Genomic DNA, 26,263 nt, shown 5'->3' on the forward strand with positions numbered 1-26,263 from the left:
GAGCGTGTTCCAGCGCGGCATCGACCGCCTGGAAGCGGGCGCGACGTTAGCCACCGCGTTATTCGTGCGCGCCGTTCTCCACCCCCAACCCCTCCCTGGAAGGGAGGGGTTGGGGGTGGGTCGGGTTCCGCATATCCGAACCGTGGCGGCTCGAGCCGGCCGACCCACCCCCTGCCCCTCCCTTCCAGGGAGGGGGGACTGTGGTGGCCTGGTCAGATGAGGCGTGCGTGGTCCAGCGCTGCATCGACCGCCGCGCGTGATACCTCACCAGCGGGCGTCATCGGCAGGCGTAGGGTTTCGGGGAAGCCCGCCCGTACCTTCGTCATCGCGTATTTCACCGGGCCCGGGGATGCGTCGGTGAACAGCGCTTCGTGGAGCGGATAGAGCTGGTCCTGATAGGCGAGCGCCTTGACGAAATCGCCCGCCTGGCACGCCGCCTGAAACTCGGCGCAGAGCTTCGGCGCGACGTTCGCCGTGACGGAGATGCACCCGGTGCCACCCATCACGTTGAACGACAGCGCCATGTCGTCATTCCCCGACAGCTGGCAAAAGTCCGGCCCGCACGACGCGCGGTGCTGCGAAACGCGGGCGAGGACGCCGCTCGCATCCTTCACCCCGACGAACACGTCCGGAAACGCCTTAACGATCCGCGCGAGAGTCGCGGGCTGGATATCCGTCACGGTCCGTGCGGGGACGTTGTAGAGGATGATCGGCAGCGGGGTCGACGTTGCCAGCGCCTCGAAATGGCGGAAGATGCCCTCCTGCCCGGGCCGGTTGTAATAGGGCGGCACCATCAGCGCGGCGTCGGCACCGGCGTCCTTCGCGGCGCGCAGGTTTGCCGACGCGACGCGCGTGTCGTTCGAGCCGGCGCCGGCGATGACGGGCACGCGGCCCTTCGCCTGGTCGACGCAGACCCGGACGACGTGGAAATGCTCGTCATAAGACAAGGTCGCCGCCTCGCCGGTGGTGCCGCACGCGACCAGCCCCGACGAGCCCTCGGCGATCTGCCATTCGATGAAGTCGCGGTAAGCCGGTTCGTCGAAGCTGCCATCGGCGGCGAACGGCGTGACGAGCGCGGGGATCGATCCTGAAAACATGCGGTAGCCTGCGTCCATACTAGAAGAGAAGTCTGGCCTGTTGCGCCAAATACCGGGCGAAATCCGGATTTCGTTCAGGACAGATACGGGTTGGAGGCGTATGCTGTCCACATGGTAGCATCGATGTTGAAAACGAGCCTTCTTCTTGCAGTGGTCGCACAGACCGCTGTTTCCTCGGGTGCGGGTCAACAGACGCTCGATCGATACAGCACGCAGTTGGCCAATATGGGGCCCAATGCGCAGCCGATGGCGACGGACGGCGCGATCGCCTCGACCATCGCCCAGTGGCGGGCGTTGCAGCAGACCGACGCACTGCCGTTCGACAGTTACGCGGGCTTCCTGATGGCGCATCCCGGCTGGCCGAACGAGGCGGCGAACCGGCGTGCAGCCGAGCGCAAGGCGGCGACCGGTTCGCCGACCAGCGTGGTCGCGTTCTTCCGCCGCTATCCGCCGCAATCGGCTTCGGGCGGTGTCGCCTATGCGCGCGCGCTGATGGCGACCGGTGCGCGCGACCAGGCCTATGCGGCGGTGCGGACGGCGTGGCGCAGCGCCGGGCTGACGCCGACCGACGAGGCGATGGTGACATCAGGCTTCCCCGGCGCGCTGACACCGGACGATCAGGATGCGCGGATGGATGCGCTGTTGTGGGCGGGCCAAACCGGCGCGGCGCAGCGGCAATTGGTGTGGACGAGCGCGGCGCGCCGGCCTGTATTCGCGGCGCGGCTGGCCTTCCGAACGAATGCGCCGAACGCATCGGATATCTCGGCCTCGACGCAGAGCTTGTACGCGAACGACGCGGGCTATGTCGCGGACCGGGCGCAGTGGCTGCGCAACTCGGGTGCGAGCCCTTCGGCGCGGGCGTGGCTGGCGCGGCCTCGGTCGCTGACGACGCGGCCGGGCAATGCGGCAGAATGGTACGAGGTGCTCGTCACCAACGCCAACGGCGCGGCGAACGACGGGCAGTACCAGGTCGCCTACGACATCGCGCGGCAGATCGACGATGCGTATCCGGTTGGTACCGACGTCTCGACGAAATCCTATGCCGAGCGTGACGAATACACCAATCTGGCCTGGCTCGGCGGACGGGTGGCGATGAAGCAGCTCGGTCGGCCGGCGGACGCGATGACGCTGTTCGACCGGTATGCGCGGGGCTCGCGCTCGCCTCAGGTGCGGTCGAAGGGCTATTATTGGGCGGGTCGTGCGGCGGAGGCGGCCGGGTTGGCGCCTCAGGCCGCGGCGTTCTACGGCCAGGCGGCGGGGTACCGCGATCAATATTACGGGCAGCTGGCGAACGAGCGGACCGGGCGCCCGCTGGTTGCGCCGCCTTCGGTCGCTTCGGTGACCGTCGATCCAGCCGCACGCGCCGCGTTCGAGCGGCGCGAGACGGTGCGCGCGGTCAAGTTCCTCGGGCAGATTGCCGACTGGCAGGACCAGACCGCGTTCGTCCGCCAGATCGCGGCGGATGCGACGACCGATACCGATCACCTGCTCGCCGCCGAACTGTCGAAGAGCATCAACCGCCCGGATCTCGGCGTGATGGTCGGGCGGAGCGCGCTGGCGAACGGGCTCAGCGATTATTCTGCGGTCGGCTTCCCGATGGTGTCGGTGCCGGCGGGGTATGAAAGCAACTGGACGATGATCCACGCGATCTCGCGGCAGGAGAGCCAGTTCGATCGGGCCGCGGTGTCGCATGCGGGTGCGCGTGGGTTGATGCAGCTGATGCCGGCGACCGCGCGCGAGCAGTCGGGCAAGATCGGGCTGGCCTATAACCAGGCGGCGCTGACGACCGATCCGAACATGTCGATCATGCTGGGGTCGAGCTATTTCCAGCGGGTCTACGCCAATTACGGCAGTTATCCGTTGGCGGTGGCGGCGTATAATGCGGGCGGCGGCAACGTGAACAAGTGGCTCCGCGCGAACGGAGATCCGCGGACCGGTTCGGTCGATATCATCGATTGGGTCGAAGCTATCCCGTACCAGGAAACGCGCAACTATGTGCAGCGCGTGCTGGAGAATGCGGTGGTGTACGACCTGATGAACCCCGCGCGGGCGAAGAGCCGGGGCGCGGCGCGGTTGTCCTGGTATCTGGGGAAGACCCGGCCGGGTTGAGCTGCACGTCAGGCTGAAGAAGGCTGTTCTCCCGCGAAGGCGGGAGCCCAGACTGGACTCCCGCCTTCGCGGGAGAACACGGAATAGCTGCGGTCGTGCCTCCAGCCATTCTCCGTCACCCCAGCGAAAGCTGGGGTATCCCGGTTGTCGGTCGGACTGGAGCCGCGGAAGACCCCAGCTTTCGCTGGGGTGACGGGCGTTGCTGCTGAGGTAACGGTTGTCGCGGTCGAGGTGACGGTTGTTGCAGTCGAAGTCGGTTGTTCCGGCTAGGGTGACGGATATGGCGGCGTTATAGCGCCCTCCATGGATCGTCCCAACTACATCACCCCTACCGGCTACGCCGTGCTCCGCACAGAATATAAGCAACTCCTGTCGACCGAGCGGCCCGCCTTGGTCGAGGTCATCTCCTGGGCGGCGGGCAACGGCGACCGCTCCGAGAACGGTGACTATATCTACGGCCGCAAGCGCCTGCGCGAGATCGACCGCCGGCTCGGCTGGCTGTCGAAGCGGATGAAGGCGGCCAAGGTCGTCGATCCCGCCGCGCAGGAAGATCGCTCGCGCGTCTGGTTCGGCGCCTGCGTGACGGTCGCCGACGAGGACGATATTGAGCGATTGTGTTGAAAAAGTCGGGGTCGGCAGCGGGCAAGCCCGTGTTTTAAAACAGCTGGGCGCGCGCGGCGCCTTAGGCGGGTGCCATCTGCGCCGGCATCGGGATCAGCTTGGCCATCTTGCGGAGGTTCTGGGCAGTAGCGGCGAGGAGGAACTCGTCTTTGGCGCCGTTTGGACCTCTCAGGCGCAATCGATCCAGCTTCAGGATGCGTTTGAGGTGAGCAAATAGCATCTCGACCTTCTTCCGCTGGCGACGGGAGGTCAGATAGGCGTCGGTGGTGGCAATATCGCGGGCCAGGTCACGAGCGCCTTCGTGGATGGAGCGCGTGACCTTGCGGGCCGGCATGTTGGGCGTGCAGCGTTGCCGCAGGTCGCAGCCGGCGCAATCCTGCTGGCGGGCGCGATAGCGGATGAAGCCGTCCTGGCCGGCATCGTCGCGGGACTGCGTGAAGTTGCGGTTGCGGGGGCGCAGGCGGTTGCCGGCAGGACAGACATAGCTGTCATCGCCCAGATCATAACGGAAGTCTGCCCGCGCGAAGGTGCCATCGCGGCGGGCAGACTTGTCGAACACGGGGATGTGCGGGTGGATGTCGCGCTCGTGAACGAGCCATGCGAGCATCTCGGCCGAACCATAACCGGTGTCCGCTGCCAGCCGTTCGGGCCAGACGCCAAACCGGTCCTGTACGCGCTCGATCATCCGTTTGCAGGCGGTTACCTCGGCCTGCCGGATCGCAGTGCTCGGCTCCACGTCCATGATGACGGCATGGTCGAGATCGATGAGGTAGTTGGTCGAGTAGGCATAATAGGCCTGCCCGCCATGCGCGCAGGTCCAGCGCGACGCAGGATCCGCCGGCGCCAAGTACTTCGGCACGACTGGCGTGGCCGCCCCGAATGCAGCATCGTCGAGGACTGCAAGATACTCGCGGACGGCGCGATTGTCGGCGTCGGGCGGCAGGCCCTCGCTACCCGGGCCGCCAGTCTGACGATTGGCATCGGCCCGGATGAGGCTCGCATCGACAGCGAAGCCTTCGCCACCGACCAGCCCCTCGGCCATGCATCGCTCGACCGTCGTTTCGAACAGCCGGCGCAACAGGTCGCTCTCGCGGAAGCGCCCATGCCGGTTCTTCGAGAAGGTCGAGTGATCGGGAACATCACCTTCCAGCCCCAGTCGGCAGAACCAGCGATAGGCCAGGTTCAGATGCACCTCGTCGCACAACCGGCGCTCGGAACGGATCCCCATACAGTAGCCGATGATGAGCATGCGGATCATCAGCTCGGGGTCGATCGATGGCCGTCCCATCTCGCTGTAGAACGGCTTGAGATGTTCGCGGATGCCCGACAGGTCCACGAATCGGTCGATCGAACGCAGCATGTGGTCCGCCGGCACATGCCGCTCCAGACTGAAGCTGTAGAACAGCGCTTCCTGCGCTACCGTCCGCTCGCCCATCATCGGCCCGTCTCCGCTCACCTCGCGAAGATTGAATCAGACCGCCGACACCACTGCAAGGCCGACTTTTTCAACACAATCGGGCGTTCGCGGAACGGCCGAGATGGGAAGGAAAGCGGCCCGTCCGCTCTTGGAGGATTAGTCGGAAAAGCAGCCGTTGAAGATGATGACATCTGGTGCCATTCCAAGCGGATGCGCACCTCTCCCGCGATCGACGCAGCCCGGCAGTTTTTGGCCGTCGTTTGGGACGGCCCAGTTCCTACTGACTCGGCCCTGACAGGGGCTTTGGATCGCCTCATTGCCGCGTATCACGTCACCGTCGACGCGGAGCCCTCGGACGGCGATCTGGAAGCCCCGCGTGACGGCGGCCCCGATCTATTCCAGAGGGTTGGCGCTCGCTTTCCGGATTATGGGCTCTATCCGCTTGCGGACCCGGCCGATGGACCGGGCGCCAAATTGGGTTGGGGCGACGCAATTGATGACCTTGGCGATCTCACGCTTGATATGCGCGAGGTAGTGTGGCTGGCAGACAATACGGGAGCAGATGACGCCCATTGGTCGTTCCGCCTTCACTTCTTCCATTGGGGCACGCACGCTCGGGATTTATCACGATATTTGCACGGTCGCCAGTTCGGCTGAACTTCCGCTATCGGGAAGCTCCAGCTTCGACAGCAACAAATGGGCGTGTTACCGGCTATTCGAAGTTAGCTGCGCTCACTGTCCATGACGTACGCAAAGTCTGCCACGGCTTCCGATAGATTATCAAACCAACGCGACACGCTCTCCATGATAAAATGCTCCGCCTGCTGCCGAGCATGGAAGGCAAGTGTTTCGTCGTCTTGAGGAGCGGTCAGAACCTCGCCGCTGGACACCGCAAACTTGCCTGTCCCAAGGTTCTCATAGCAGACATACCGAATGGCTTTCGATGAACTGACCTGTTCAAAGACGAGTATCTGTCGATGGTAGTCGCCCATGCGGTTTGCTCCTGATGCATCGACAGGCTGAACGAAGGGCGGCTATCCGGCAACCTACATCGGCACACGAATGACCGAGATTGGGCGGGAGAAGCAGGAAGCGGCAACTGCCTATATGAGAGCGATCCGTGGCTGCACGCGCTGAGCCACCATCGTCAGCACTCCGCGATCGTCGTTTACCAAGGTCAAATAGCTAAGAACATGCTCGTAGTATATCCGCAGCGACGACCCGTCGAATTGCAGGGTTCCCTCGACGAAATCCTCCTCCACGATATAGTTAGGAAGCGAGACGGAGCGGAGCGGGTGTTGTGCTAATGCCTCAGCGATTTCGACAAGCATGGCCCGGAACGGAGTCGCATAGTTGAAGCTGTCCAACACCCAGAAGACGAGTTGCCAACCGCCTTGTGGATCAACCTTGATATCTAACGGGGCTCTGACCTCAATCATCGACGGCATGATGACGACTATCGGGCAGCCCGTCTAGACTCGCGGGCGACAACATCTGCGCGTTAGTTGTCGAACCACGCCAAACGTTCGACTTCGACGGAATTGCTGCCCATGTGGCGTATGAACGCGTCGCGAAGGCCGTCGATGTGCTTTTGCCATTTTGGGAGGTCTTCGCTCGGATCGACGCCATCGGCTTCGAACAGCCACCCGACGAACTGATCGACCGTCACCATTCCTCTATCAGGCAAGAAATCGGTGACGTGCATCGGGCGGTCATCGACCACCGATCCGCACCAACCGCGTTCTACGCAAACCTCTGTCATCAAGGCATGGAAGGGCTCGCGGTCCGTCATCGAGTGATGCTGAACGAATGACCGCATTCGAGCAAGCGCCTCACGGTTCGGAATCGCAACAACTGGGCGATACCCGCCAAAATCATCGCCGCCAAGGCCCGCCAGTTTTCGCTGTCCTACACGCGACCTTGGTGTCACGCTCGGTTCTCGGCTCTTTCAAATCGTCGATCACGGCCGTGGTGCAAAGCCGATGATGCTTTGCACACCGCGTGGCTCTTTGCCCGCTCCACGAAAGACCGCGCGTTGGCCTAACCCACCCTAACCTTCTTTTGCGGCCGGCCCCGTACCGATGGCGTACCGACGCCCCCTCGGTCTTCATAAATCGCCCGAACGCGGCTAAGACGCGCGCATCCCCGCATCCGCAAAGGCGCTGCATGACCGTCATCACCGAAGCCGACCTGATCGAAAGCGTCGCCGACGCGCTCCAGTTCATCAGCTATTACCACCCGATGGATTACATCCGCGCCTTGGGCGTCGCCTATGAGGCCGAGCAGAGCCCCGCCGCCAAGGATGCGATCGCGCAGATCCTCACCAACAGCCGGATGTGCGCCGAGGGCCACCGCCCGATCTGCCAGGATACCGGGATCGTCACGATCTTCGTCAAATGGGGCCAGGATTGCCGGCTCGAGTCGACCCGCAGCTTGCAGGAGGTCGTCGACGAGGGTGTGCGGAAAGCCTATCTCAACCCCGAGAACAAGCTGCGTGCGTCGATCCTCGCCGACCCCGCCTTCACGCGCCGCAACACCAAGGACAACACGCCGAGCGTGATGCATGTCGAGATGGTGCCCGGCAACACCGTCTCGATCGACGTCGCGGCGAAGGGCGGCGGCAGCGAGAACAAGTCGAAGTTCAAGATGATGAACCCGAGCGACTCGATCGTCGACTGGGTGCTCGAGATGATCCCGCAGATGGGCGCGGGCTGGTGCCCGCCGGGGATGCTCGGCATCGGCATCGGCGGCACCGCGGAAAAGTCGATGATCCTCGCCAAGCAGTCGCTGATGGGCTCGATCGACATGGCGCAGCTGAAGGCGCGGGGCCCCAAGAACGACATCGAGGCGCTGCGGATCGAGATCTACGACAAGGTCAACGCGCTCGGCATCGGCGCGCAGGGGCTGGGCGGGCTGTCCACGATCCTCGACGTCAAGATCTTCGACTGGCCGACGCATGCCGCGTCGAAGCCGGTGGCGATGATCCCGAACTGCGCCGCCACCCGCCACGCGCATTTCGTGCTCGACGGCTCGGGCCCGGTGTATCTGGAGGCGCCGAAGCTGGAGGAATGGCCGGACGTGAACTGGACGCCCGACAAGGCTGCGATCCGCGTCGATCTCGACACGTTGACGCCTGAAGTCGTGCAGACTTGGAAGCATGGCGACCGCCTGCTGCTTAACGGCAAGATGCTAACCGGGCGCGACGCCGCGCACAAGCGGATCGCCGACATGCTGGCCAAGGGCGAACCGCTCCCGGTCGATTTCGCAGGGCGCGTGATCTATTATGTCGGCCCGGTCGATCCGGTCGGCGACGAAGTCGTCGGACCCGCCGGCCCCACCACCGCCACGCGCATGGACAAGTTCACCCGCATGATACTCGACCAGGGCCTGCTCGCGATGGTCGGCAAGGCCGAGCGCGGCGCCGACGCGACCAAGGCGATCGCCGAACGCAAATCGGCCTATCTGATGGCGGTCGGCGGCGCGGCCTATCTCGTCGCGCGCGCGATCAAGGGGAGCAAGGTCGTCGGCTTCGAGGATCTCGGGATGGAAGCGATCTACGAATTCGAGGTCGCCGACTTCCCCGTCACCGTGGCGGTCGATTCCGCGGGCGAGAACGTCCACCAGCTTGCGCCGCTGGTCTGGCGCGAGAAGATCGCACGCGAAGGGTTGCTGACGCCCGCATGACGACGCGGGTTCGCAGAAGGGGGCAGGGGCCCGTCCGGTGGGTCGTGTCCGTCCTCCTTCTGCTGACCGTCGGGGTCGTCTACGCGCCGCAGCTGCTCGCGTTTCCGTACAAGCAGCGGATCGGCACCGTCACCGTCTATGCCGAACGCGCGATCGATCCGCGGATCGGCAGCGAACTGGCGCGTGCCGAGGGCTTGTTGCGCGCCAGCCCGCTCTACACCGGTCCGCTCGATCGGTCGCTGTTCCTCACGGACGGCGGCTGGCGCTGGCGGCTTCTTGCAATCCAGTCGCCCGGAGCTTTCGCCTTCCGCCGGCCGTTCAGCTCGGCGATCGTCTTCAATCGCAGCGACACCGGCGCCGACCGCGTGACGAACGGTCGCGCGGTCGGCAACACCCGCACGCTGTCCGGCGTGATCGCGCACGAGACGACGCACATCATGATCGCCAACCACTTGGGCGAAGTGCGCAGTGCGATGCTCCCAACCTGGCAGCAGGAGGGGTATGCGGATCACGTCGCGCGTGAGAGCAGCCTGACGGACGCGGATGCTTCGAGTCTTCGCAAGACCGATCCGGGCGCATCGTCCCTCGTATATTATGACGCCCGTCGCCGGGTCGATGCGACATTGCGGGCTAATGGCGGCTCGGTCGACACGCTGTTCGGCGGTCGCTGAACGAACCTTTTCGGAACGCACCTTGGCCAGTCCCGTTGGTGACACACCCCTATCGGAGCACCCTATCATGCCCAAGACCGCAATCGCCCTCGTGGCCGCCTTAACCTTCGCGACCTCCGCATCGGCGCAGTCCGGCGCACCGCAATCGGCGTCGACGCAAAATGGTCTCGGCGGACTTGGTGGTCTAGGCGATCTCGGCGGACTCGGTGGCTTGCTCGGTGGTGCGTTGCCGAGCGTCGGATCGATCGGCGCCGGCAATGCCGCCGGCCTGCTCGGCTATTGCCTCAAGAACAACCTGCTCGGGCAGGGTGGAGCGCTTGGCGCGCTGACCGGCGGACGAAATGGCGCGCCGCGAGGCGGCAGTTCGACGAATGCGCCGGCCACCGGCGCGCAGTCGATCCTCCAGCGTCTGACCGGGCGGCAGGGCGTGCGCACGTCGCCGGGCTACGCGGCGGGCCAAGAAGGCGAGGTGCAGGCTCCGAACGGGCAGGCGTTCTCGCTCGACGATCTGGGCGGGCAAGTGAAGACGCGGATGTGCAGCATCGTGCTCAATCGGGCGAAGGCGTTGCTGTAGGCGCGGTTCCCTGTATTCGGCACCGCCGTCGGGCAGAGCGCCGCGCGTGTTCCCGGACCAGCATGTTTCCCCGCGAAGGCGGGGATCCAGACTGGGCTCCCGCCTTCGCGGGAGAACAAGGACGCGTGCCGCCTGTTCAATCCGTCAGAGAGAGCCGGATTTAGGGGAGGGAGCTAAGTATTCTTGCCTCTTGGACAGCTTCCGGGGAGCTCCGCCGCAAAACAAAACCGATCGAGTATCTAGCGCGGTGATTGCCGAAACGGTCCGATATTAGACAGCGCTGGCGGTGGCGCAATGGCCTTCCGTCTCGGACGCAGCACGCCAACACACCCCGCAATCCCACAAATGAAAAGAGGCTGCCGGATCGTCTCCCGACGACCCGACAACCTCCTGACATGGTCAGCGGCCGGAGAGCTCCAGCCCGGAGGACCATGCGTACCGCCTAGCCTATGGACCACGTGTTGACTGGGAGAGGATACTCCCCACGCGGACCGGCGGCGTTAGCGGTGCGTCCCCCGAACGAACCGAACCGAACTCACTGCTGAACCATGAGACATCGGATCACCTCCTTTCGCTTGTTGAAACAACGCGGCCAAGCCCGACCGCACCCGCAATGTGTGCCGACCGCGCATGCGATACAAGTCTTGTTTTCCGGAAGTTTTCGGCCGATCTTATGCGACTGTCGTCCTGCCGAAATCAGCCGCGACAATCCTCGGTCACGCGCTCGATCTCGGCCCAGGACGGCACCACGAGCGGTGGCAGTCCGGCCTGCTGGACGACGAACCGCCCGCGACTGAACCCCATCGCCTCCAGCAAGGAATCGTTCGGCATCAGCGCAGCCGCGACATAGGGCGGCGTGCCCCCGGTCGGCTGGACGGATACGGCCCGCGTCACGCTCGACGTGCGGATCGTCAGCGGCGTTGGCGGGGTGCCCGCCCGCGACAGATAGACCTGGCGCGCCGCGGTGTCGCAGCGCAGCGTCAGCGACGCATCCGCATTGGCGGGACCAAACAACGCGATCGAACCGCGGGCGTCGCGGCGATAGACCCAGGTCCCCGGCGAATACGGCCAGTCGCGCCAGTCCGCGGCGATCGGTACCGGGCGCGGCGCCCGAGCAGGAGGCGGCGCAACCGTGCGCGGCGGCGGCGGCGGGGCTTCGGCACGCGGTGGCGGGACGCAGCCGGCGATCGACGCGAGCGTCGCCAGGCCGGCAAGGCGCGCCAGGACGAGGGGGCTGGCAAGCGATCGCAAGCCGACGAGGTGAGGGGACGGAGTGCGCATCGCATCGCTATGCGGCAGGCCCGGCGGTCGCTCAAGTACGACGAAGCGCTCTAGGCGGGAACCGCCGCACGGTGGTACCGGTTCAGCGACGGAAGATATCAGGAGAAATTTCATGTCCGACACCGCCGCCCAGACCCCGACCCAGCTGCTCGTCCAGTCGAACATCTCGGGCACGATGAAAGTCGAGAGCCGCGACGGCGACGCTGTCGGCTCGGTCCATGCGTTCATGGTCCATAAGGGCACCGGTCGCGTCACGCACGCCGTGCTGAGCCTCGGCGGCTTCCTCGGCATGGGCAAGAGCTTCTATCCCCTGCCGTTCGCGCTGCTCCAGTTCGACGCGGTCCGCGACCTCTATGTCGTCACGATCGACAAGCGCGTTCTGGAGGGCGGCCCGAGCTGGTCGAACAACGCACCGGTATTCGATCAGGCCTATGCCGACCGCGTCGCCAGCTATTACGGGTCGAGCAGCGAAGACCTCGTCGTCGGCTAAGCGGCGCGGGGGACGATCCGGTCAAGCGCGCCATTCAAGGCGCGCTTGGCTTCTAAAAGATCATACTGATTTTGCAGTCGGAGAAAAAAACCTTCCGACAGGCGAAAATAGCGCGATAGGCGCAGATCGAGCTCTCCGTCCATCGGCACGGCACCTTCCACGACAGACGCGACGCGTTCGGGAGGCACCCCGATATCGCCGGCAAGTTGTTCAATGGTCAGCCGTTCGGGCTCAAGAAATTCGGTGACCAGCATCTGCCCGGCATGCTCGTTTTCGAGCCATTCAGGGTTAGTGATAGTCGGTGATCTCGACGTCATATGCGTCTCCGTCCTTCCACTCGAAACATATGCGCCACTGCATATTAATGGAAATGGAATATTGGCCAGCGCGGTCGTCTTTCAACGCGTGAAGCCGATTGCCGGGCAGTTCGCCGAGTTCGTCCAGCGATTGAGCCGCATCGAGAAGTTTCATCCGGCGTTGTGCCCGCTGCTGCATGTCGACGGGTAGTTTTCGGCTACGATCACCGGTCCAGATAAGCTTGGTTTCGGTATCTTTGACGGACTTGATCATAGCCAACCTCAAAAAATCGAAGTCACCCTCGATTAGATTTATAAAGGTCGGCCTCCTTTTGCCGTACGACCTGACTTCAGCGGCCAAGTCATATCTTATACCTTAGGTCATGAGTCAGCGGCGTCAATCAGCGCGATCGCGAGCCCCCCATTCGCATCTTCTGGCTCTTGCCGTAGCGCGTCTTCCGCGTGCCCGGCTTGCCCTCGTTGCTTCGCCCCATGACAGGCGCCTTCTGCTGATCCACCGGCAGGCCCAGCTCCTCGTTCTCCAGCTGCCGGATCTCGTCGCGCAAGCGCCCGGCGGTCTCGAACTCGAGATCGCTCGCAGCCTTGCGCATTTGCTTCTCGAGGTCCTCGATGTACGCGCGAAGGTTGTGGCCGACCATGTGCGGGCGATCCTCGTCGATCGGGATCGTCACCTGATCCTGGCTCGCCACGTGCGCGATGATGTCGCCGATGTTGCGGCGGATCGTCGTTGGGGTGATGCCGTGCTCGGTGTTGTACGCGACCTGCTTCTCGCGGCGGCGCGCGGTTTCGTTCATCGCGCGCTCCATCGATCCGGTGACGCGGTCGGCGTACAGGATCACGCGGCCGTCGACGTTGCGCGCCGCCCTCCCGATCGTCTGGATCAGCGACGTCTCGGAGCGCAGGAAGCCTTCCTTGTCCGCATCGAGGATCGCGACCAGACCGCATTCGGGGATGTCCAATCCCTCGCGCAACAGGTTGATGCCGATCAGGACGTCGTACACGCCCAGCCGCAGGTCGCGGATCAGCTCGATGCGTTCCAGCGTCTCGACGTCGCTGTGCATGTAGCGGACCTTGATCCCCGCCTCGTGCATATATTCGGTCAGATCCTCCGCCATTCGCTTGGTGAGCGTGGTGACGAGCGTGCGATAGCCGAGCGCCGTCGTTTTGCCGACCTCGACGATGAGGTCCTGGACCTGTTCCTCGACCGGCTTGATCTCGACGGGGGGATCGATCAGCCCGGTCGGACGGATCACCTGTTCGGCAAACACGCCGCCGGTCTGCTCCATTTCCCAGCTGCCCGGGGTCGCCGAGACATAGGTCGTCGGCGGCCGCATCGCGTCCCATTCGTTGAAGCGCAGCGGGCGGTTGTCGATCGCGCTCGGTAGGCGGAAGCCATATTCGGCCAGCGTCAGTTTACGGCGGTGATCGCCGCGCGACATGCCGTTGATCTGGCCGATCGTGACGTGGCTCTCGTCGACGAACAGCAATGCGTTGTCGGGGAGATATTCGAACAGCGTGGGCGGCGGTTCGCCCGGCATGCGCCCGGTGAGGAAGCGCGAGTAATTCTCGATCCCCGCGCAGGACCCGGTCGCGGCGATCATCTCCAGGTCGAAGTTGGTGCGTTGCTCAAGCCGCTGCGCCTCCAGCAGCTTGCCCTCCAGCACCAGCTCCTTCAGCCGCTCGGCGAGTTCATGCTTGATCGCCTCGCCCGCCTGCTTGAGCGTCGGGCCGGGCGTCACGTAATGCGAGTTCGCATAGACGCGCACCGAGTTCAGCGACGCGACCTTCTTGCCGGTCAGCGGATCGAATTCGGTGATCTCCTCGATATCGTCGCCGAAGAACGAGATGCGCCACGCGCTGTCCTCGTAATGCGACGGGAAGATCTCGAGCGTGTCGCCCTTCACGCGGAAATTGCCGCGCTGGAACGCCGCATCGTTCCGTTTGTACTGGAGCGCGACGAGCTTTCGCACGATCTCGCGCTGGTCGACCGTCGTGCCCTTCTTGAGGTCGAAGATCATCGCCGAATAGGTCTCGACCGAGCCGATGCCGTACAGGCACGACACCGACGCGACGATGATGACGTCGTCGCGCTCGAGCAGCGCGCGGGTGGCGGAATGCCGCATCCGGTCGATCGACTCGTTGGTCGACGATTCCTTCTCGATGTAGGTGTCCGAGCGCGCGACATACGCTTCGGGCTGGTAATAATCATAGTAACTGACGAAATACTCGACCGCGTTCTCGGGGAAGAACGACTTCATCTCGCCGTAGAGCTGTGCGGCCAGGATCTTGTTCGGCGCGAGGATCAGCGCGGGCCGCTGGACGCGGTTGATGACGCTGGCCATCGTGAAGGTCTTGCCCGAGCCGGTGACGCCGAGCAGCACCTGGTCCTTCTCGCCGTCGGCGATCGCCGAAACCAGTTCGGCGATCGCGGTCGGCTGGTCGCCCGCCGGTTCGTACTCGCTGACGAGCTTGAACGGCTTGCCGCCCTCGACCTTGTCGGGACGCGCGGTCGGGCGGTGGGGCACGAAAGTGTCGCCGGTTTCGGGCTCGGCGAGGCTGGTGCGGATCTGAATGGCCATCGAGGGGGAATATGGGGAACATGGCCTGAGTCGGCAACGGCCAGTAATCACCGCGATACCCATCTCCGTTCTCCTGCGAACGCAGGAGTCCAGGGTTACAGGGGACGCCGTTCGTAACCCTGGGCTCCTGCGTTCGCAGGAGAACCGCAGGAGGAAGGGCCTGGTTTGGGCAAGGCCAAGTTTAGCTGTTGTTGACCCACCGCACGCACCCCAATACTGCGACCATTTCGCAAGCAATCGATCCGCCAGCGCGATTCTGCGCGGCCGAAGGAATAGACGCATGACCGCCCCGACCGTCGAAGCAACCCGCGCCCCCGCGCTGATCCCCGAGACGCCCGCGTTCCTCAACGCGAAGGTGCTGTGGGTGCGCCACTGGAACGAACATCTGTTCAGTTTCGCGATCGAGCGGCCCTCGACCTTCCGCTTCCGCTCGGGCGAATTCGTGATGATCGGCCTCCCGCAGGAGGGCGGCAAGCCGATCATGCGCGCCTATTCGATCGCCAGCCCACATTATTCGGAGGAGCTGGAGTTCCTGTCGATCAAGGTCGAGGACGGCCCGCTGACCTCGAAGCTCCAGCTGATACAGCCGGGCGACGAAGTGTATCTCGGCAAGAAGCCCACGGGCACGCTGGTGCTCGACGCGCTGCTGCCGGGCAAGCGGCTGTTCATGTTCTCGACCGGCACCGGCCTCGCGCCGTTCCTCAGCCTGATGCGCGATCCCGACGTGTATGCCGCGTATGAGCAGGTGATCGTCGTGCACAGCGTGCGCCGTGTGAGCGATCTCGCCTATCACGACGAGATGGTCGGGCTGCTGGCGGACGACCCGCTGATCGCGGACGAAGCGCAGACGCAGTTCCACTATATCCCGACCGTGACGCGCGAACCGTTCCGCACCACGCGACGGATCGGCGCGCTGATCGAGGACGCCTCGCTGTTCGGCCATCCGGTCCGCGGCGAGCAGAAGCTCAACCCCGAGACCGACCGCGCGATGCTGTGCGGCTCGACCGAGATGATCAAGGAATTCGCGGTGATGCTCGAGGCTAACGGCTTCGAGGAGGGCGCGAATTCGAAGCCCGGCACGTTCGTGATCGAGCGCGCCTTCGTCGGCTGACGGCGTAACGCCTTGGGTTCCCCCGCGAACGCGGGGCCCCAGGGATTACATCACCGTCGAATGCCGGGAGAGTTCGGGCCTGGACCCCCGCCTTCGCGGGCGCACAGCTAGTTGCGTCCCCCGCTCAACCCACAGATACTCGCCTCAAACAACGAGGAGAGACCCATGATCGGCTACGCAACGCTCGGCACCAACGACATCGACTCGGCGCTGACCTTCTACGACGCGCTGTTCGCGACCGTCGGCGGCAAGCGCTTGATGCAGATGCCGGATTCGCGCCAGCTGACCTTCTACGGTGCCGGCGCAGGCAAGCCGATGCTGGCGATCGGCAAGCCGTATGACGGGCAGGACGCGACCGTCGGCAACGGCACGATGGTCGCGCTGGCGGCCGATACGCGCGAGCAGGTCGATCAGGTCTACGCCGAGGCGATCGAACTCGGCGGCGCGGACGAGGGCGCACCGGGCTCGCGCGGCCCTGAGCAGATGGGCTTCTACGGCGCGTATTTCCGGGATCCGGACGGCAACAAGCTGTGCGTGTTCAAGATGGGGTGAGGGCCCTGCAGCAGGCACCACCCCGGCGAAGGCCGGGGCCCAGTTGGAGAAGGGTGCTAATGGTGTACAGCCCCTCGTTACCGCCACCTATCCAATTGGGCCCCGGCCTTCGCCGGGGTGGTCGGATGTGGGGCTGGCGTTACGCTTCTCTCTCCTTGTTCTCCCGCGAAGGCGGGAGCCCAGTCTGGGTCCCCGCCTTCGCGGGGAAACAGGCTTACCCGCTCGACGGGGATAGCGGCCGAACAAGTCCGGGGTGACGGAGAGTCTACCGCAAAGCCCGAACCGCCGGCGTATCGAGGCACTTCAGCAAGGCCTCCCTCGCCACGGGCGTAACCCCCACCGGCTTCGCATACGCCGCAACATCCACCGGTCGCCCGATCGCCATCGGCGCAAACCCGGTCTGCCCGGTACATCGCATCGCCGCCGCCAGCAGCTTCGGCGGCGTGTCATACGCCTCGAACGACAGTCGGAACGTCCCCCAGTGGATCGGTATCGCGTGCGCCGCGCCCAGCCGCCGATACACTTCGACCGCGTCGACCGGCCCGATATGGCTCCCCGATTCCATCTGCCCGTCGACGAACCGGAACGCACCGATCGGGATCAGCGCCAGCCGGATCGGCCCTAGCGCCGCCGCTTCGACCGGCCACCGGCCGTCGCCCATCCCGGTATCGCCCGCAAAGAACACGTTCCCGCCCGGTAGCGTCACGACGAAGCTCGACCACAGCGCGCGATTGCGATCGGTGAACCAGCGGCTGCCCCAATGATGATTCCGCGTCACGGTGACGGCGACGCCGGGCTTGATCGTCACCCGCTGTCCCCAGTCGAGCGCGGTGGCCTTTGCACCGGTCTGGCCGATCACGCTGTCGTTACCCAGACTGGTGACGATCCGCGGCCGATCGCGCTGCCAGAGGCGCCCGAGCGTCGCCTTGTCGAGATGGTCGTAATGATTGTGGCTGACCAGGACGAGATCGATCTTCGGCAGCGCATCGAACGCGATGCCCGGCTCGGCGACGCGGCGCGGGCCCGTGCCGAGCGGCCCGGCGTTCTCCGCCCAGACCGGGTCGGTGAGGATGTTCAGCCCCTGCGTCTGGATCAGCACGCTCGCGTGGCCGACCCACGTCACGACCATCCGCTCGCCCTCGACGCGCGCGGGCGGCGCGATGCGGTTCACCGCGACCGTCTTCGGCCAAGCTGGGCGGCCATCGCTGCCGGTGAAATAGCGCCAGAAAAAGCCCGCGCGGCCCCCGCCGTTGCCGCTGTTGGCGGGCTGGATCTGCTGCGTGTCGGCGTCGTTGTCGGGATTGGCGAAGCGCTCGCCGTCGAAATGGGCACTAGCCGGCCCGCGGTAATAGACGCGGTCGAGGAAGCGCGGCACGATCGTCACCGCCAGCGCCAGAACCACGATCGCCAGCAGCACCACGCTCCCGACGATCTTCAACACCACACGCACGCCGTTCCCCTAAAGCCATGTCGATCCGTAACGCATCGTATCGAGCATCGTTCAGACCGCTTGGCGCGGGTGCGCAACCCCGATAGCTTCCCGACGAAGGGGAATCGGAAAATGCGCAAGTTTATCATCGGGCTGTTGCTCGCGACGGCACTTCCGGGCGTGGCGGAGGCGAAGACCGTCGCGGTCGAGGAACAGTCGATCGACCAGCTCCAGGCGATGATGACCGCGGGCAAGGCGAGCAGCGTCGATCTCGTCCGCGCCTATCTCGCGCGGATCGCGGCGATGGACCGGAACGGGCCGACCTTGCGCAGCGTGATCGCGCTCAACCCCGATGCACTCGCGCAGGCCAAGGCGCTAGATGCCGAACGCAAGGCCGGGCGCATCCGCGGCCCGCTGCACGGCGTACCGGTGCTGATCAAGGACAATGTCGAGACCGCCGACGCGATGCCGACGACCGCGGGTAGCTTGGCGCTCAAGGACAATCTGACGCGACGCGATGCCCCAGTCGTGGCGCAGCTCCGCGCGGCGGGGGCGGTGATCCTGGGCAAGACCAATCTCAGCGAATGGGCGAACATCCGCTCGACGCGCTCGATGAGCGGCTGGAGCGCGGTCGGCGGGCTGGTGCGCAATCCCTATGCGCTCGACCGGACCGCGTGCGGCTCGTCGAGCGGGTCGGGCGCGGCGATTGCGGCGAGCTTCGCGGCCGCGGCGATCGGCACGGAGACCGATGGCTCGGTGGTGTGCCCGTCGTCGATCAACGGGCTGGTCGGGTTGAAGCCCACGCTCGGCCTCGTCAGCCGCACGCACGTCGTGCCGATCAGCCACAGCCAGGATACGCCGGGGCCGATGGCACGCAGCGTGCGCGATGTCGCGACGATGTTTTCGGCGATGATTGGGGTTGATCGTGCGGATGCCGCGACCGCGGGGGCAGGGACGTATAGGCGCGATTATGCCGCGGCGCTGTCGACCAGCGCGCTGTCGGGCCTGCGCGTCGGCGTGATCCGGCCGGAGATGACCGCAGACCTCGCGGCGAAATACCAAGCGGCGCTCGATGTGCTGAAGGCCGCCGGGGCGGTGCTGGTCGAGGCGAAGCAGCCTAAGCTCGACGGGCTCGGCGAGGCGGAACTGCTCGTGCTCCAGACCGAGCTGAAGGCCGACCTCGACACCTATCTCGCGACCACCCCCGCGGCGGTCCGCACGCGCACGCTCGATCAGGTCATCGCGTTCAACTCCGCCAACGCAGCGACGGAAATGCCGTTCTTCGCGCAGGAGACGTTCGAGGCTGCGGCCAAGACCAAGGGACTGAACGACCCGGCGTACAAGGCGGCGCGCGCGAAATCGCTGCGGCTGGCGGGCGCGGAGGGGATCGACGCGATGCTCAAGGCGGCAGGGGCGACGGTGCTGGTCGAGCCTACCTATGGCCCGGCGTGGCTCAGCGAACCGGTGTACGGCGATCAATATGGCGGGCCGAGTTCGAGCGAACTGCCGGCGGTTGCGGGCTATCCGAACCTGACGGTGCCGATGGGGCTGGTGCGCGGGTTGCCGGTCGGCCTGTCGTTCATCGCGACGAAGTATGGCGACGGCGCGGTGCTGGGCGCCGGCTATGCGTATGAGCAGAGGGCGAAGGCGCGGGTCGCGCCGCGGTATCTGCCGACTGCCGCCGTAGGCCCCGGTTTGGAAGCTGATCGCTGACCTAACGATCCTCCCCCGCCAGGGGGAGGTGGCACCGCAGGTGACGGAGGGGGAGGACACGGGACAGCGGTTACCCTTTCCTCCCCCTCCGTCTGGCAAGAGCCAGCCACCTCCCCCTGGCGGGGGAGGATCGCATCAGCCCATTCGCTTCGCGAAATTCCACTGCCAGAGCATGAGCAACGGCACGACCACCGTTTCCATCACCAGCCCGAGCACATGCCCCTGCGACGGCACGCCCACCGCGAGCAGCGAAATCCCGCGCGATACGCCGCCGACGAAAATCAGCCCGCCCAGCAGACGAAACCGCGACCCCTTCCGCTCGATATCCGGAATACAGCTCAGAAACCCGAGGCCGGTCGCGAAGAATATGCCCGAGATATACCGGAAATGGCTGTCCAGATCGCGCGGCACGTCGGTCAGATGCCCGAACGGCGCCGGCCCGTGCAGCACGCCCTGACCGCCGACGATCAGCGGCAACAGGGACGCGACCGCGATCACGGCTTGCAACAGGCGTTTCTCGATCATGGCAGGTCCCGCAGCAGTTCCGGCCTGATCCGGAAGGCCCGCAACGACATCCGGACCTCGAAAATGAACGACACCAGCGCTGCGATCAGCAGGATCATCGCGAGGATGAAGCACAAGGCGACGGCCGTACCGAAATGCAGCTTGGCGAGCTCGGCGATGAAGAGGAGCGCGATCAGCACGCAGGTCATGATCGCGCTGGATACCGCCAGGAACAGCGCGGCGTTGATGATCGTCATGCGCCGGTCGAGCAACCGCAGCTCCCAGCCGTAGCGGGTCCGCTCGGCCGCCGAGAAATTGGGGTGCAACTGCTCCAGTTTCCGCGCCCTGTCGATCACGCGCGACAGCCGTCCCGCGAGCACGTTCAGCAGCTGGCCGATCCCGGCGAGCATGAACACCGGTGCGAGCGAGAGCTGGATCGTCTGGGCGATGGTGGAGATGGCGGGAATGGTCGGCATGCCGCCACCATGATGGGGAATGGCCGATTGCAAAAGGGGGCGATTGCAAAACAGCATGCAATCGTAACCTTCTGCGCGGTATCTAGCGGGCAATGTCCAAGCCGATGCTCCTGGCCGACTTCGTCCGGCTGCCGCCCAACGTCCGCGGCGACGTGGTCGAGGGGCTTGCCGCCGCGATCGACATTGTCGCGGAGCGGGGCGCGCTCAGCCACCGCTTCCTGCGCTTCGGCTGGTACGCCGCCGCACTCGCCGCCTATGGCGGACAGGCGCGGACGCTGGTGGTCGAGCAGGACGACGCGCCGGTCCTGACGCTGCCGTTCGTCCCGCGGGGACCACGCTTGCTGCGGATGGCGGCGATCCCCGGCTGCTACTGGCCGTTCCGCAGCTTCGGCCTCGCGCTCGAAGCCGGCGAGCCAGCGCTGAAGACCGCCTTGTCGACGCTTGCCGCTCACGTGAACGGTCTCAGGATCGGCCCGGTCTACGATACCGATCCCGCCGCGACCGCGCTGATCGCCGCCGCTCGCGCGCAAGGCTGGACCGCGATCGACCGCACCATCGGCGACAACTGGTCGCTCGACCTGCCGCTGGCGAGAGAAGGCCAGCCCTGGCCGCGCACCTCGACATTGCGCAAGAACCGTTTCCACGAAAAGCACCTTGCCGAGCATGGGGCACCCGACTGGCGCTTCCTGTCAGGTACGGACTGGCCCGCCGCGTTCGCCGATCTCGGCGCGGTCGAGCAGACGAGCTGGATCGCGCACGACACCGATCGCACCGGAATGAAGTTCACCGCCGACGGGCATCTCGCCTTCTGGCAGGCTGCGGTCGCCGATCCGGTGCTTGCCGCGATGTTCCGTGCCGCGCTGCTGACGGTCGACGATAGGTCCGCCGCCTTCTCGTTCGATATCGACACTGGCGAACTGCTGTACGCGGTCGCCAACAGCTACGACCCACGCTTCGCCAAGCATTCGCCGGGCAAACTGCTCTACTGGCGCAACCTGGTCGCGGCGCGCGATCGCGGTATCCGCCGGGTCGACTGGGGCGCGGGCGACAGCGGCTACAAGCAGGTCATCGGGGCGACGATCGACGCGCCGATCCGCGACTGGCTGTTGTTCCGCCCTGGCCTGCCAGCGTTCGTCGGTCGCCTGTTCGGCTGGGTCTGGCGGCGCAGCGCTACATCCTGAGCGCGCGGTCGTAGCCGGTAAGCTCCAGATAGCCGCGTCCGCCGCGCGTTCGTACCGCCCCCTCCCAATAGACCGGCATCCCGCTGCGCCGCGTGTCGAGTTCCTGCGCGGCGAACATCGGTACCAGTCGCCAGCGCTGGACGCGACCCTCGGCGCGGACGCTCAGTTCCTGCGATACCGGGTACACCGCGCCGGTCGCCTTGCTCCGCCACGTCGCCAGCGTGCGGAACGCGACGTCGCCGGGCGCGAACACCGTCATCCTGCCGTCGGGACGGCGCAGCGATCCGCCCGCCCACACCGTCCCGCCGCCCTTACGCCGGATCCGGAACGCCATCAGCGCGGAGCCGTCGTCGAAGTTCAGCCCGGTCCAGTCCCAGCCTTGCGCCGCCGGCGCGAGATAATCCGACGACCATTCGCGATCGAGCCACGCCTCGCCGGTCACCGGAACGGTCTTGCCGGCCCTCGTCACCTGGCCCCGCACTCGGAGATGCGGCACCGAGTAATAATAACTCGCCTCGTCGGGTTGCGCGCCCTTGCGACTATAGCCGCCGCGGCCCTGTGGCGGCGGCGGCTGGGTCGGCTGGAACGACAGGTCGAGCCCGAAATCCTGCGCGGTCACGCGCGTCGCCCAGCGCCCGTCGCCCGCGCGGCGCAACCGCCAGTCGCGGATCGACACATCGGCATCCCCCGTCCGCGCCTCGGCCAGTCCGAAGCCGACGCGTGCCGCCCGCTCGCTATGCGACAATTTGCCCGTCTTAGGATCGGACAACGCCGCATGCGCGAACAGCACTTGCCTTGCCGCGAACCTGCTGGGATTGCGCGTATCGATCGGTGGACGTGTGCGGAAGAACGTCACCTGGAAGCCCAGATCCTTCCCGTCGGCGGTGCGCAGCCACCCGGTGAAATACCACCATTCGGTGCGAAACGCCGGATGCGCGCCGTGATCGGCGGGAAAGCGCAGCGCGATGCCGGGCGCCACGACGGGATAGGAAACGGCCGGGGTGGCGGCAGGCGCGATCGCCGCGACCGCCGCGATCCAGCCAAGCGGGATCCAGGAACGTGCCATCACCAATCCTCCCGCACCGTTTGCACCGCGCTCTTGGCGGTTGCGCGCCGCCCGGCAAGGACCGCGGTCGCCGCTGCCGCACCGGTCAGCGCGGCCGCTACGCCGATCAGCGTGCCGATCGGCACCCGCGTGGTCATCGTCCAGTTGAACGACTGCGGGTTGATCACGTGGATCAGCACCTGCGACAGCAGCAACCCGAGCCCGATCCCGGCCAGCGCCCCGGTCAGTCCGACGATCGCACCTTCTGTCGCCAGCATCGACGTCAACTGCCGCCGCGTCAGCCCGAGATGGCGCAACATCCCGAATTCGCGTTCTCGCGCTATCGTCTGCGCCGACATCGTCGCGGCGACGCCGGCAAGCCCGACGAGGATCGCCACCGCCTCCAGCAGATAGGTAACCGCAAAACTGCGATCGAAGATCGTCAGCGCGAGCCGCCGCAGCGTCGCCGGCTGGCTGACCTCCACCTGTTCGCGCAGCCCGGCGGGCAGTTTGGCGGTTATCGCCCGCGCAACCTGAGCCGGATCCCGGCTGGGCGCGATCATCGCGGAAATCTCGTCGCGGGCGTCGTCGCCGGTCAGTCGCTGGTAATCGCCCTCGTCGATCAGCACAGCCCCCGCCTGGCGCCCGTAATCGCGCCACACTCCGGCGACCACGAACTGTGTCCGTCCGGCGATCGGCAGCGTGATGCGCTCGCCCGGATCCCAGCCATACAGCCGTTGCGCGGGTTCGGAGACCCAGACCGGCAACGCGGTCTTCGGGAGCGGCGGCGCGGTCTGGATCAGCACCAGCAGGGGATCACGGCCGCCGCGTTCGGGTCGCGCGATCAGGCTTACAGGCGGGCGATCGGCGGCGATGGTCAGCGGAATCTGGCGACTGAAGGCAAGTCGCTCGATCCCCGGCGTCGTCGCCAGCCGCGTCCGCGTGGCAGGATCGAAACTCGCGCCCGCCGTGGTGCGCAGATACAGGTCCGCGCCCAGCACCTGGTTCAACCATTCATCGACCGCGCCACGAAAGCTTGTCACCATCGTCGCCATCGCGATCATCAGCGCGGTCGAGGCAACGATCCCGCACAGCGCGGTGGCAGCCTCGCCGGGCGCGCCGTGCAGATGCCGGATCGCGAGCAGCCCCGGCACGCTGCCCCGCGTCCGTTTCGCCAAGGGCGTGAGCAGCGTGCGCGCGAACCACGGTACACCCGCGACGCCGCCCGCGAGCATCAGCGCCATGCCCGCAAAGCCGAACAGCGGCAGGCCACCGACCGCAGGCAGCAACGCCGCCCCTCCGCCCGCGACGAGCAAAGCGACCGCAGGCCACCATGCCACGCGCCGCCGCGGATCGAGCACGTCGCCGGCATTCTTCAGCGCAGCCGCCGGCGCCGCGCGGGCCGCCACGCGTGCCGGCAGCGCACTTCCCAATATCGACGCGAGCAGACCGAGCGAGAAGAAGCCGAGCGCCGCGACCGGCTGGATCACGACATGCGCGGTGGCGCCGCCGAAATATCCCGCGCCGAGATCGCCGCCGAACCAGTGCAGCGCACCCCATGCCAGAGCATAGCCCATGACCAAGCCCGCCGACGCGCCGACCAGCCCGATCGCGAGCCCCTCGACGACCACCGCCGCGATAATCCCGCCGCGCGGCATGCCGAGCGTCCGCAGCAAGGCGAAGGCGCGCTGGCGTCGCACCACCGACAGCGACTGCGCGGAGTAGACGAGGAACCCGCCGGTCAGCAGCGCGACCAGCGCCAGCATGTCGAGATTGACCCGGTACGCGCGCGACAGCGAGTCGCCCTGTGCGTTCTGAGTCTCGGCGGTCGACAGGATCGCGTCGGCCGGCAGCGTGGCCCGCAACGCCGCCTCCGCCGCACCACGGTCCGACAGTGCCAGGTCGAGCCGATCGATCCTGCCAAGCCGACCGAAGCGCCACTGCGCGGCGGCGATGTCCATGACGCCGACCGCTACTGCGGCATCGGTCGCCGGCAGGGTGCCTGCAACGCGAAGCGGCACCGACCGCCCATTGGCGACGACCGTGACCCGGCTGCCGATCTTCGCGCCGACCTGCGTGAGCGCGGCGCGCGACAAGAACAGCGTGTCTTCGTCGAAAACGGCGTCGTTGCCGGTGTCCGCCCCCTGCGGTCGCGCACCGATCAGCGAGGGCGTCACCACGGCTGCGCGAACCACGTCGACGCCAAGCAACGTCAGGCGCTTCGTGCCGATCCGCGCGTCGAGGCGGACGACCGGGCTCGTATCGGCGACGCCGTCGGTTCGTGCGACGCGGGGATAAAGGCGTTCGTCGAAGCCCAGGGGACTGGTCGCGCGCACCGACAGTTCGGCCGCGCCGCTGACCCCGCGCATCGCGCCATCGAACGACGCGAGCGCGGATCCGTTGACGAGATGGACAGCGAACCCCAGCGCGACTCCGACCGCGATCGCCACCGCGGTCATGACGAAGCGGGCAGGGTGGAACCGCCACTCGCCGGCGATCAGCCAGCCCAGCGCGACCCGCGCCGACCAGAGCCGGGGCTCCGGAGGGCGAGGAGCAGCGGGGCGTACGTCAGCGATCACGGCGCTCCACCAGTCCGTCGCGACCGAGCGTCAGTACGCGATCGGCGATCGCCGCGCTGGCGTCCGAATGCGTCACCATCACGCCGGCCGCCTTGTTGTCGCGCACCGCTCCGGCGAACAGCGACAGCACGCGCGCCGCGGTTTCGGGATCTAGATTGCCGGTCGGCTCATCCGCCAGGATCAGCGCAGGCCGGTGGACCAGCGCACGGGCGATCGCCACGCGCTGCAACTCGCCGCCCGACAGGTCGCGCGCATAGCCGTCGCCGCGCTCGCCCAGCCCGACCGCCTCGAGCATGGCCTCCGCCCGCGTGCCGGCCGCGGCGGCGTCGGGCGAGACCAGCGTCAACGGCAGCGCGACATTCTGTTGCAGCGTCAGATAGGGCAGGATGTGGAAGGCCTGGAACACGAAGCCGATCCGCTCGCGCCGCAGCCGCGTGCGCGCGGTATCGTCGAGCGTCCCCAGCACCGTCCCGTCGATCGCGACGCTGCCCTCGTCCGCCTCGTCCAGCCCGGCGAGGATGTTGAGCAGCGTCGATTTCCCGACGCCCGATTCGCCGATGATCGCGACGAGTTCGCCCGCGCCGACGTCGAGCTCCAGGTGTTGGAACAGCAGCCGGGGCCCCGGCACCGACTTGCCCAGCGCGCGTACCGCCAGAAGGGTTCGATCGTCCTGCATTCTCGAGTCCCCCGCGGTCATCCCTGGTTCGAACGCGTCCGCATCCGGCTCGATCGACGTCCCTCATGTGTGTCGCGACGGGCTCGACATCAATGCGTGTACGCGAACAGTTAGGTGTCGGCTTCGCAAACGATTGCTGGCAAACTTTGTAAGGAAC

General features: G+C 66.1%; 25 protein-coding genes and 1 pseudogene. 11 read left to right on the forward strand and 15 right to left on the reverse strand.

What is annotated here, in order from left to right; translation table 11 throughout:
- Positions 1-212: 212 nt before the first annotated feature.
- The gene (gene dapA, locus NLI89_RS13630; RefSeq protein WP_254687509.1) at positions 213-1,097 is read right to left on the reverse strand and encodes a 4-hydroxy-tetrahydrodipicolinate synthase; all 885 of its coding nucleotides are present in this window, start codon (positions 1,095-1,097) and stop codon (positions 213-215) included.
- A gap of 111 nt (positions 1,098-1,208) precedes the next feature.
- Between dapA and NLI89_RS13635 the strand changes: the two genes are divergently transcribed.
- Both NLI89_RS13635 and NLI89_RS13640 read left to right on the forward strand, forming a co-directional pair.
- Positions 1,209-3,206: a lytic transglycosylase domain-containing protein gene (locus NLI89_RS13635; protein ID WP_254687510.1), complete on the forward strand. Its 1,998-nt coding sequence runs from the start codon at positions 1,209-1,211 to the stop codon at positions 3,204-3,206.
- Positions 3,207-3,509: 303 nt separating this feature from the next.
- Positions 3,510-3,821 (forward strand): annotated as a pseudogene (locus tag NLI89_RS13640) (transcription elongation factor GreB); the annotation flags it as partial.
- A 67-nt stretch (positions 3,822-3,888) separates the two neighbouring features.
- Here NLI89_RS13640 and NLI89_RS13645 read toward each other — a convergent pair.
- Complete coding sequence (locus NLI89_RS13645; RefSeq protein WP_254687562.1) at positions 3,889-5,265, reverse strand: transposase; 1,377 nt, start codon at positions 5,263-5,265, stop codon at positions 3,889-3,891.
- 189 nt (positions 5,266-5,454) lie between these two features.
- Between NLI89_RS13645 and NLI89_RS13650 the strand changes: the two genes are divergently transcribed.
- Positions 5,455-5,901, forward strand: coding sequence for a hypothetical protein (locus tag NLI89_RS13650; protein ID WP_254687511.1), 447 nt, complete (start codon positions 5,455-5,457; stop codon positions 5,899-5,901).
- A 65-nt stretch (positions 5,902-5,966) separates the two neighbouring features.
- On the opposite strand, the gene NLI89_RS13655 is transcribed toward NLI89_RS13650, so the two are convergent.
- The 3 genes from NLI89_RS13655 to NLI89_RS13665 all read right to left on the reverse strand — a co-directional run bounded on the left by NLI89_RS13655 (position 5,967) and on the right by NLI89_RS13665 (position 7,036).
- Positions 5,967-6,236, reverse strand: coding sequence for a hypothetical protein (locus tag NLI89_RS13655; RefSeq protein ID WP_254687512.1), 270 nt, complete (start codon positions 6,234-6,236; stop codon positions 5,967-5,969).
- A gap of 111 nt (positions 6,237-6,347) precedes the next feature.
- Positions 6,348-6,683, reverse strand: a complete 336-nt coding sequence (locus tag NLI89_RS13660; protein ID WP_254687513.1) for a hypothetical protein — start codon at positions 6,681-6,683, stop codon at positions 6,348-6,350.
- A 62-nt stretch (positions 6,684-6,745) separates the two neighbouring features.
- Positions 6,746-7,036 (reverse strand): hypothetical protein, encoded by a 291-nt coding sequence (locus NLI89_RS13665; RefSeq protein WP_254687514.1) that lies wholly within the window; start codon positions 7,034-7,036, stop codon positions 6,746-6,748.
- Between the two features lie 374 nt (positions 7,037-7,410).
- Between NLI89_RS13665 and NLI89_RS13670 the strand changes: the two genes are divergently transcribed.
- The 3 genes from NLI89_RS13670 to NLI89_RS13680 all read left to right on the forward strand — a co-directional run bounded on the left by NLI89_RS13670 (position 7,411) and on the right by NLI89_RS13680 (position 10,173).
- Positions 7,411-8,928: a fumarate hydratase gene (locus NLI89_RS13670; RefSeq protein WP_254687515.1), complete on the forward strand. Its 1,518-nt coding sequence runs from the start codon at positions 7,411-7,413 to the stop codon at positions 8,926-8,928.
- A 44-nt stretch (positions 8,929-8,972) separates the two neighbouring features.
- Positions 8,973-9,599 carry a hypothetical protein gene (locus NLI89_RS13675; RefSeq protein WP_254687516.1) on the forward strand — a complete coding sequence of 209 codons (627 nt, stop codon included), beginning with the start codon at positions 8,973-8,975 and terminating at the stop codon, positions 9,597-9,599.
- A 67-nt stretch (positions 9,600-9,666) separates the two neighbouring features.
- Positions 9,667-10,173, forward strand: coding sequence for a DUF2501 domain-containing protein (locus NLI89_RS13680; RefSeq protein ID WP_254687517.1), 507 nt, complete (start codon positions 9,667-9,669; stop codon positions 10,171-10,173).
- A 696-nt stretch (positions 10,174-10,869) separates the two neighbouring features.
- On the opposite strand, the gene NLI89_RS13685 is transcribed toward NLI89_RS13680, so the two are convergent.
- Positions 10,870-11,454, reverse strand: coding sequence for a hypothetical protein (locus tag NLI89_RS13685; protein ID WP_254687518.1), 585 nt, complete (start codon positions 11,452-11,454; stop codon positions 10,870-10,872).
- Positions 11,455-11,566: 112 nt separating this feature from the next.
- On the opposite strand from NLI89_RS13685, the gene NLI89_RS13690 reads away from it, so the two are divergent.
- Positions 11,567-11,944: a PRC-barrel domain-containing protein gene (locus tag NLI89_RS13690; RefSeq protein WP_254687519.1), complete on the forward strand. Its 378-nt coding sequence runs from the start codon at positions 11,567-11,569 to the stop codon at positions 11,942-11,944.
- Here NLI89_RS13690 and NLI89_RS13695 read toward each other — a convergent pair.
- The 3 genes from NLI89_RS13695 to uvrB all read right to left on the reverse strand — a co-directional run bounded on the left by NLI89_RS13695 (position 11,941) and on the right by uvrB (position 14,840).
- The gene (locus NLI89_RS13695; RefSeq protein WP_254687520.1) at positions 11,941-12,198 is read right to left on the reverse strand and encodes a HigA family addiction module antitoxin; all 258 of its coding nucleotides are present in this window, start codon (positions 12,196-12,198) and stop codon (positions 11,941-11,943) included. The two genes, NLI89_RS13690 and NLI89_RS13695, sit on opposite strands and share 4 nt — an antisense overlap.
- A gap of 34 nt (positions 12,199-12,232) precedes the next feature.
- Positions 12,233-12,514, reverse strand: a complete 282-nt coding sequence (locus NLI89_RS13700; protein WP_254687521.1) for a type II toxin-antitoxin system RelE/ParE family toxin — start codon at positions 12,512-12,514, stop codon at positions 12,233-12,235.
- Positions 12,515-12,641: 127 nt separating this feature from the next.
- Positions 12,642-14,840, reverse strand: a complete 2,199-nt coding sequence (uvrB, locus tag NLI89_RS13705; protein ID WP_254687522.1) for an excinuclease ABC subunit UvrB — start codon at positions 14,838-14,840, stop codon at positions 12,642-12,644.
- A 280-nt stretch (positions 14,841-15,120) separates the two neighbouring features.
- Here uvrB and NLI89_RS13710 point away from each other — a divergent pair, with 280 nt between their 5' ends.
- Positions 15,121-15,951 carry a ferredoxin--NADP reductase gene (locus NLI89_RS13710; protein ID WP_254687523.1) on the forward strand — a complete coding sequence of 277 codons (831 nt, stop codon included), beginning with the start codon at positions 15,121-15,123 and terminating at the stop codon, positions 15,949-15,951.
- Between the two features lie 165 nt (positions 15,952-16,116).
- Positions 16,117-16,503, forward strand: a complete 387-nt coding sequence (locus tag NLI89_RS13715; RefSeq protein ID WP_254687524.1) for a VOC family protein — start codon at positions 16,117-16,119, stop codon at positions 16,501-16,503.
- 265 nt (positions 16,504-16,768) lie between these two features.
- Here the strand turns inward: NLI89_RS13715 and NLI89_RS13720 are convergent, their stop codons facing one another.
- On the reverse strand, positions 16,769-17,944 hold the full coding sequence (locus tag NLI89_RS13720; RefSeq protein WP_254687563.1) for an MBL fold metallo-hydrolase: 1,176 nt from the start codon (positions 17,942-17,944) through the stop codon (positions 16,769-16,771).
- Between the two features lie 120 nt (positions 17,945-18,064).
- Here NLI89_RS13720 and NLI89_RS13725 point away from each other — a divergent pair, with 120 nt between their 5' ends.
- A complete protein-coding gene (locus tag NLI89_RS13725) occupies positions 18,065-19,645 on the forward strand; it encodes an amidase (RefSeq protein ID WP_254687525.1) in 1,581 nt (526 codons plus the stop codon).
- 135 nt (positions 19,646-19,780) lie between these two features.
- Here NLI89_RS13725 and NLI89_RS13730 read toward each other — a convergent pair whose 3' ends face one another.
- Complete coding sequence (locus NLI89_RS13730) at positions 19,781-20,170, reverse strand: DUF4345 domain-containing protein (RefSeq protein ID WP_254687526.1); 390 nt, start codon at positions 20,168-20,170, stop codon at positions 19,781-19,783.
- Positions 20,167-20,625 (reverse strand): DUF2721 domain-containing protein, encoded by a 459-nt coding sequence (locus NLI89_RS13735; RefSeq protein ID WP_187503865.1) that lies wholly within the window; start codon positions 20,623-20,625, stop codon positions 20,167-20,169. Before NLI89_RS13735 ends, NLI89_RS13730 begins: the two co-directional genes overlap by 4 nt.
- Before the next feature lie 92 nt (positions 20,626-20,717).
- Between NLI89_RS13735 and NLI89_RS13740 the strand changes: the two genes are divergently transcribed.
- Positions 20,718-21,806: a GNAT family N-acetyltransferase gene (locus tag NLI89_RS13740; protein WP_254687527.1), complete on the forward strand. Its 1,089-nt coding sequence runs from the start codon at positions 20,718-20,720 to the stop codon at positions 21,804-21,806.
- On the opposite strand, the gene NLI89_RS13745 is transcribed toward NLI89_RS13740, so the two are convergent.
- From NLI89_RS13745 to NLI89_RS13755, 3 genes are read right to left on the reverse strand one after another with little or no spacing between them, the layout of a single operon-like run.
- Entirely contained in the window at positions 21,796-22,872 is a 1,077-nt protein-coding gene (locus NLI89_RS13745) for a lipocalin-like domain-containing protein (RefSeq protein WP_254687528.1), read from the reverse strand. The genes NLI89_RS13740 and NLI89_RS13745 overlap by 11 nt on opposite strands.
- Positions 22,872-25,430 (reverse strand): FtsX-like permease family protein, encoded by a 2,559-nt coding sequence (locus tag NLI89_RS13750; RefSeq protein ID WP_254687529.1) that lies wholly within the window; start codon positions 25,428-25,430, stop codon positions 22,872-22,874. Before NLI89_RS13750 ends, NLI89_RS13745 begins: the two co-directional genes overlap by 1 nt.
- Complete coding sequence (locus NLI89_RS13755; protein ID WP_254687530.1) at positions 25,420-26,106, reverse strand: ABC transporter ATP-binding protein; 687 nt, start codon at positions 26,104-26,106, stop codon at positions 25,420-25,422. The genes NLI89_RS13750 and NLI89_RS13755 overlap by 11 nt, the downstream gene beginning before the upstream one ends.
- Positions 26,107-26,263: the final 157 nt, after the last annotated feature.

This window comes from Sphingomonas faeni (assembly GCF_024273235.1).
Lineage (GTDB): Bacteria > Pseudomonadota > Alphaproteobacteria > Sphingomonadales > Sphingomonadaceae > Sphingomonas > Sphingomonas faeni_A.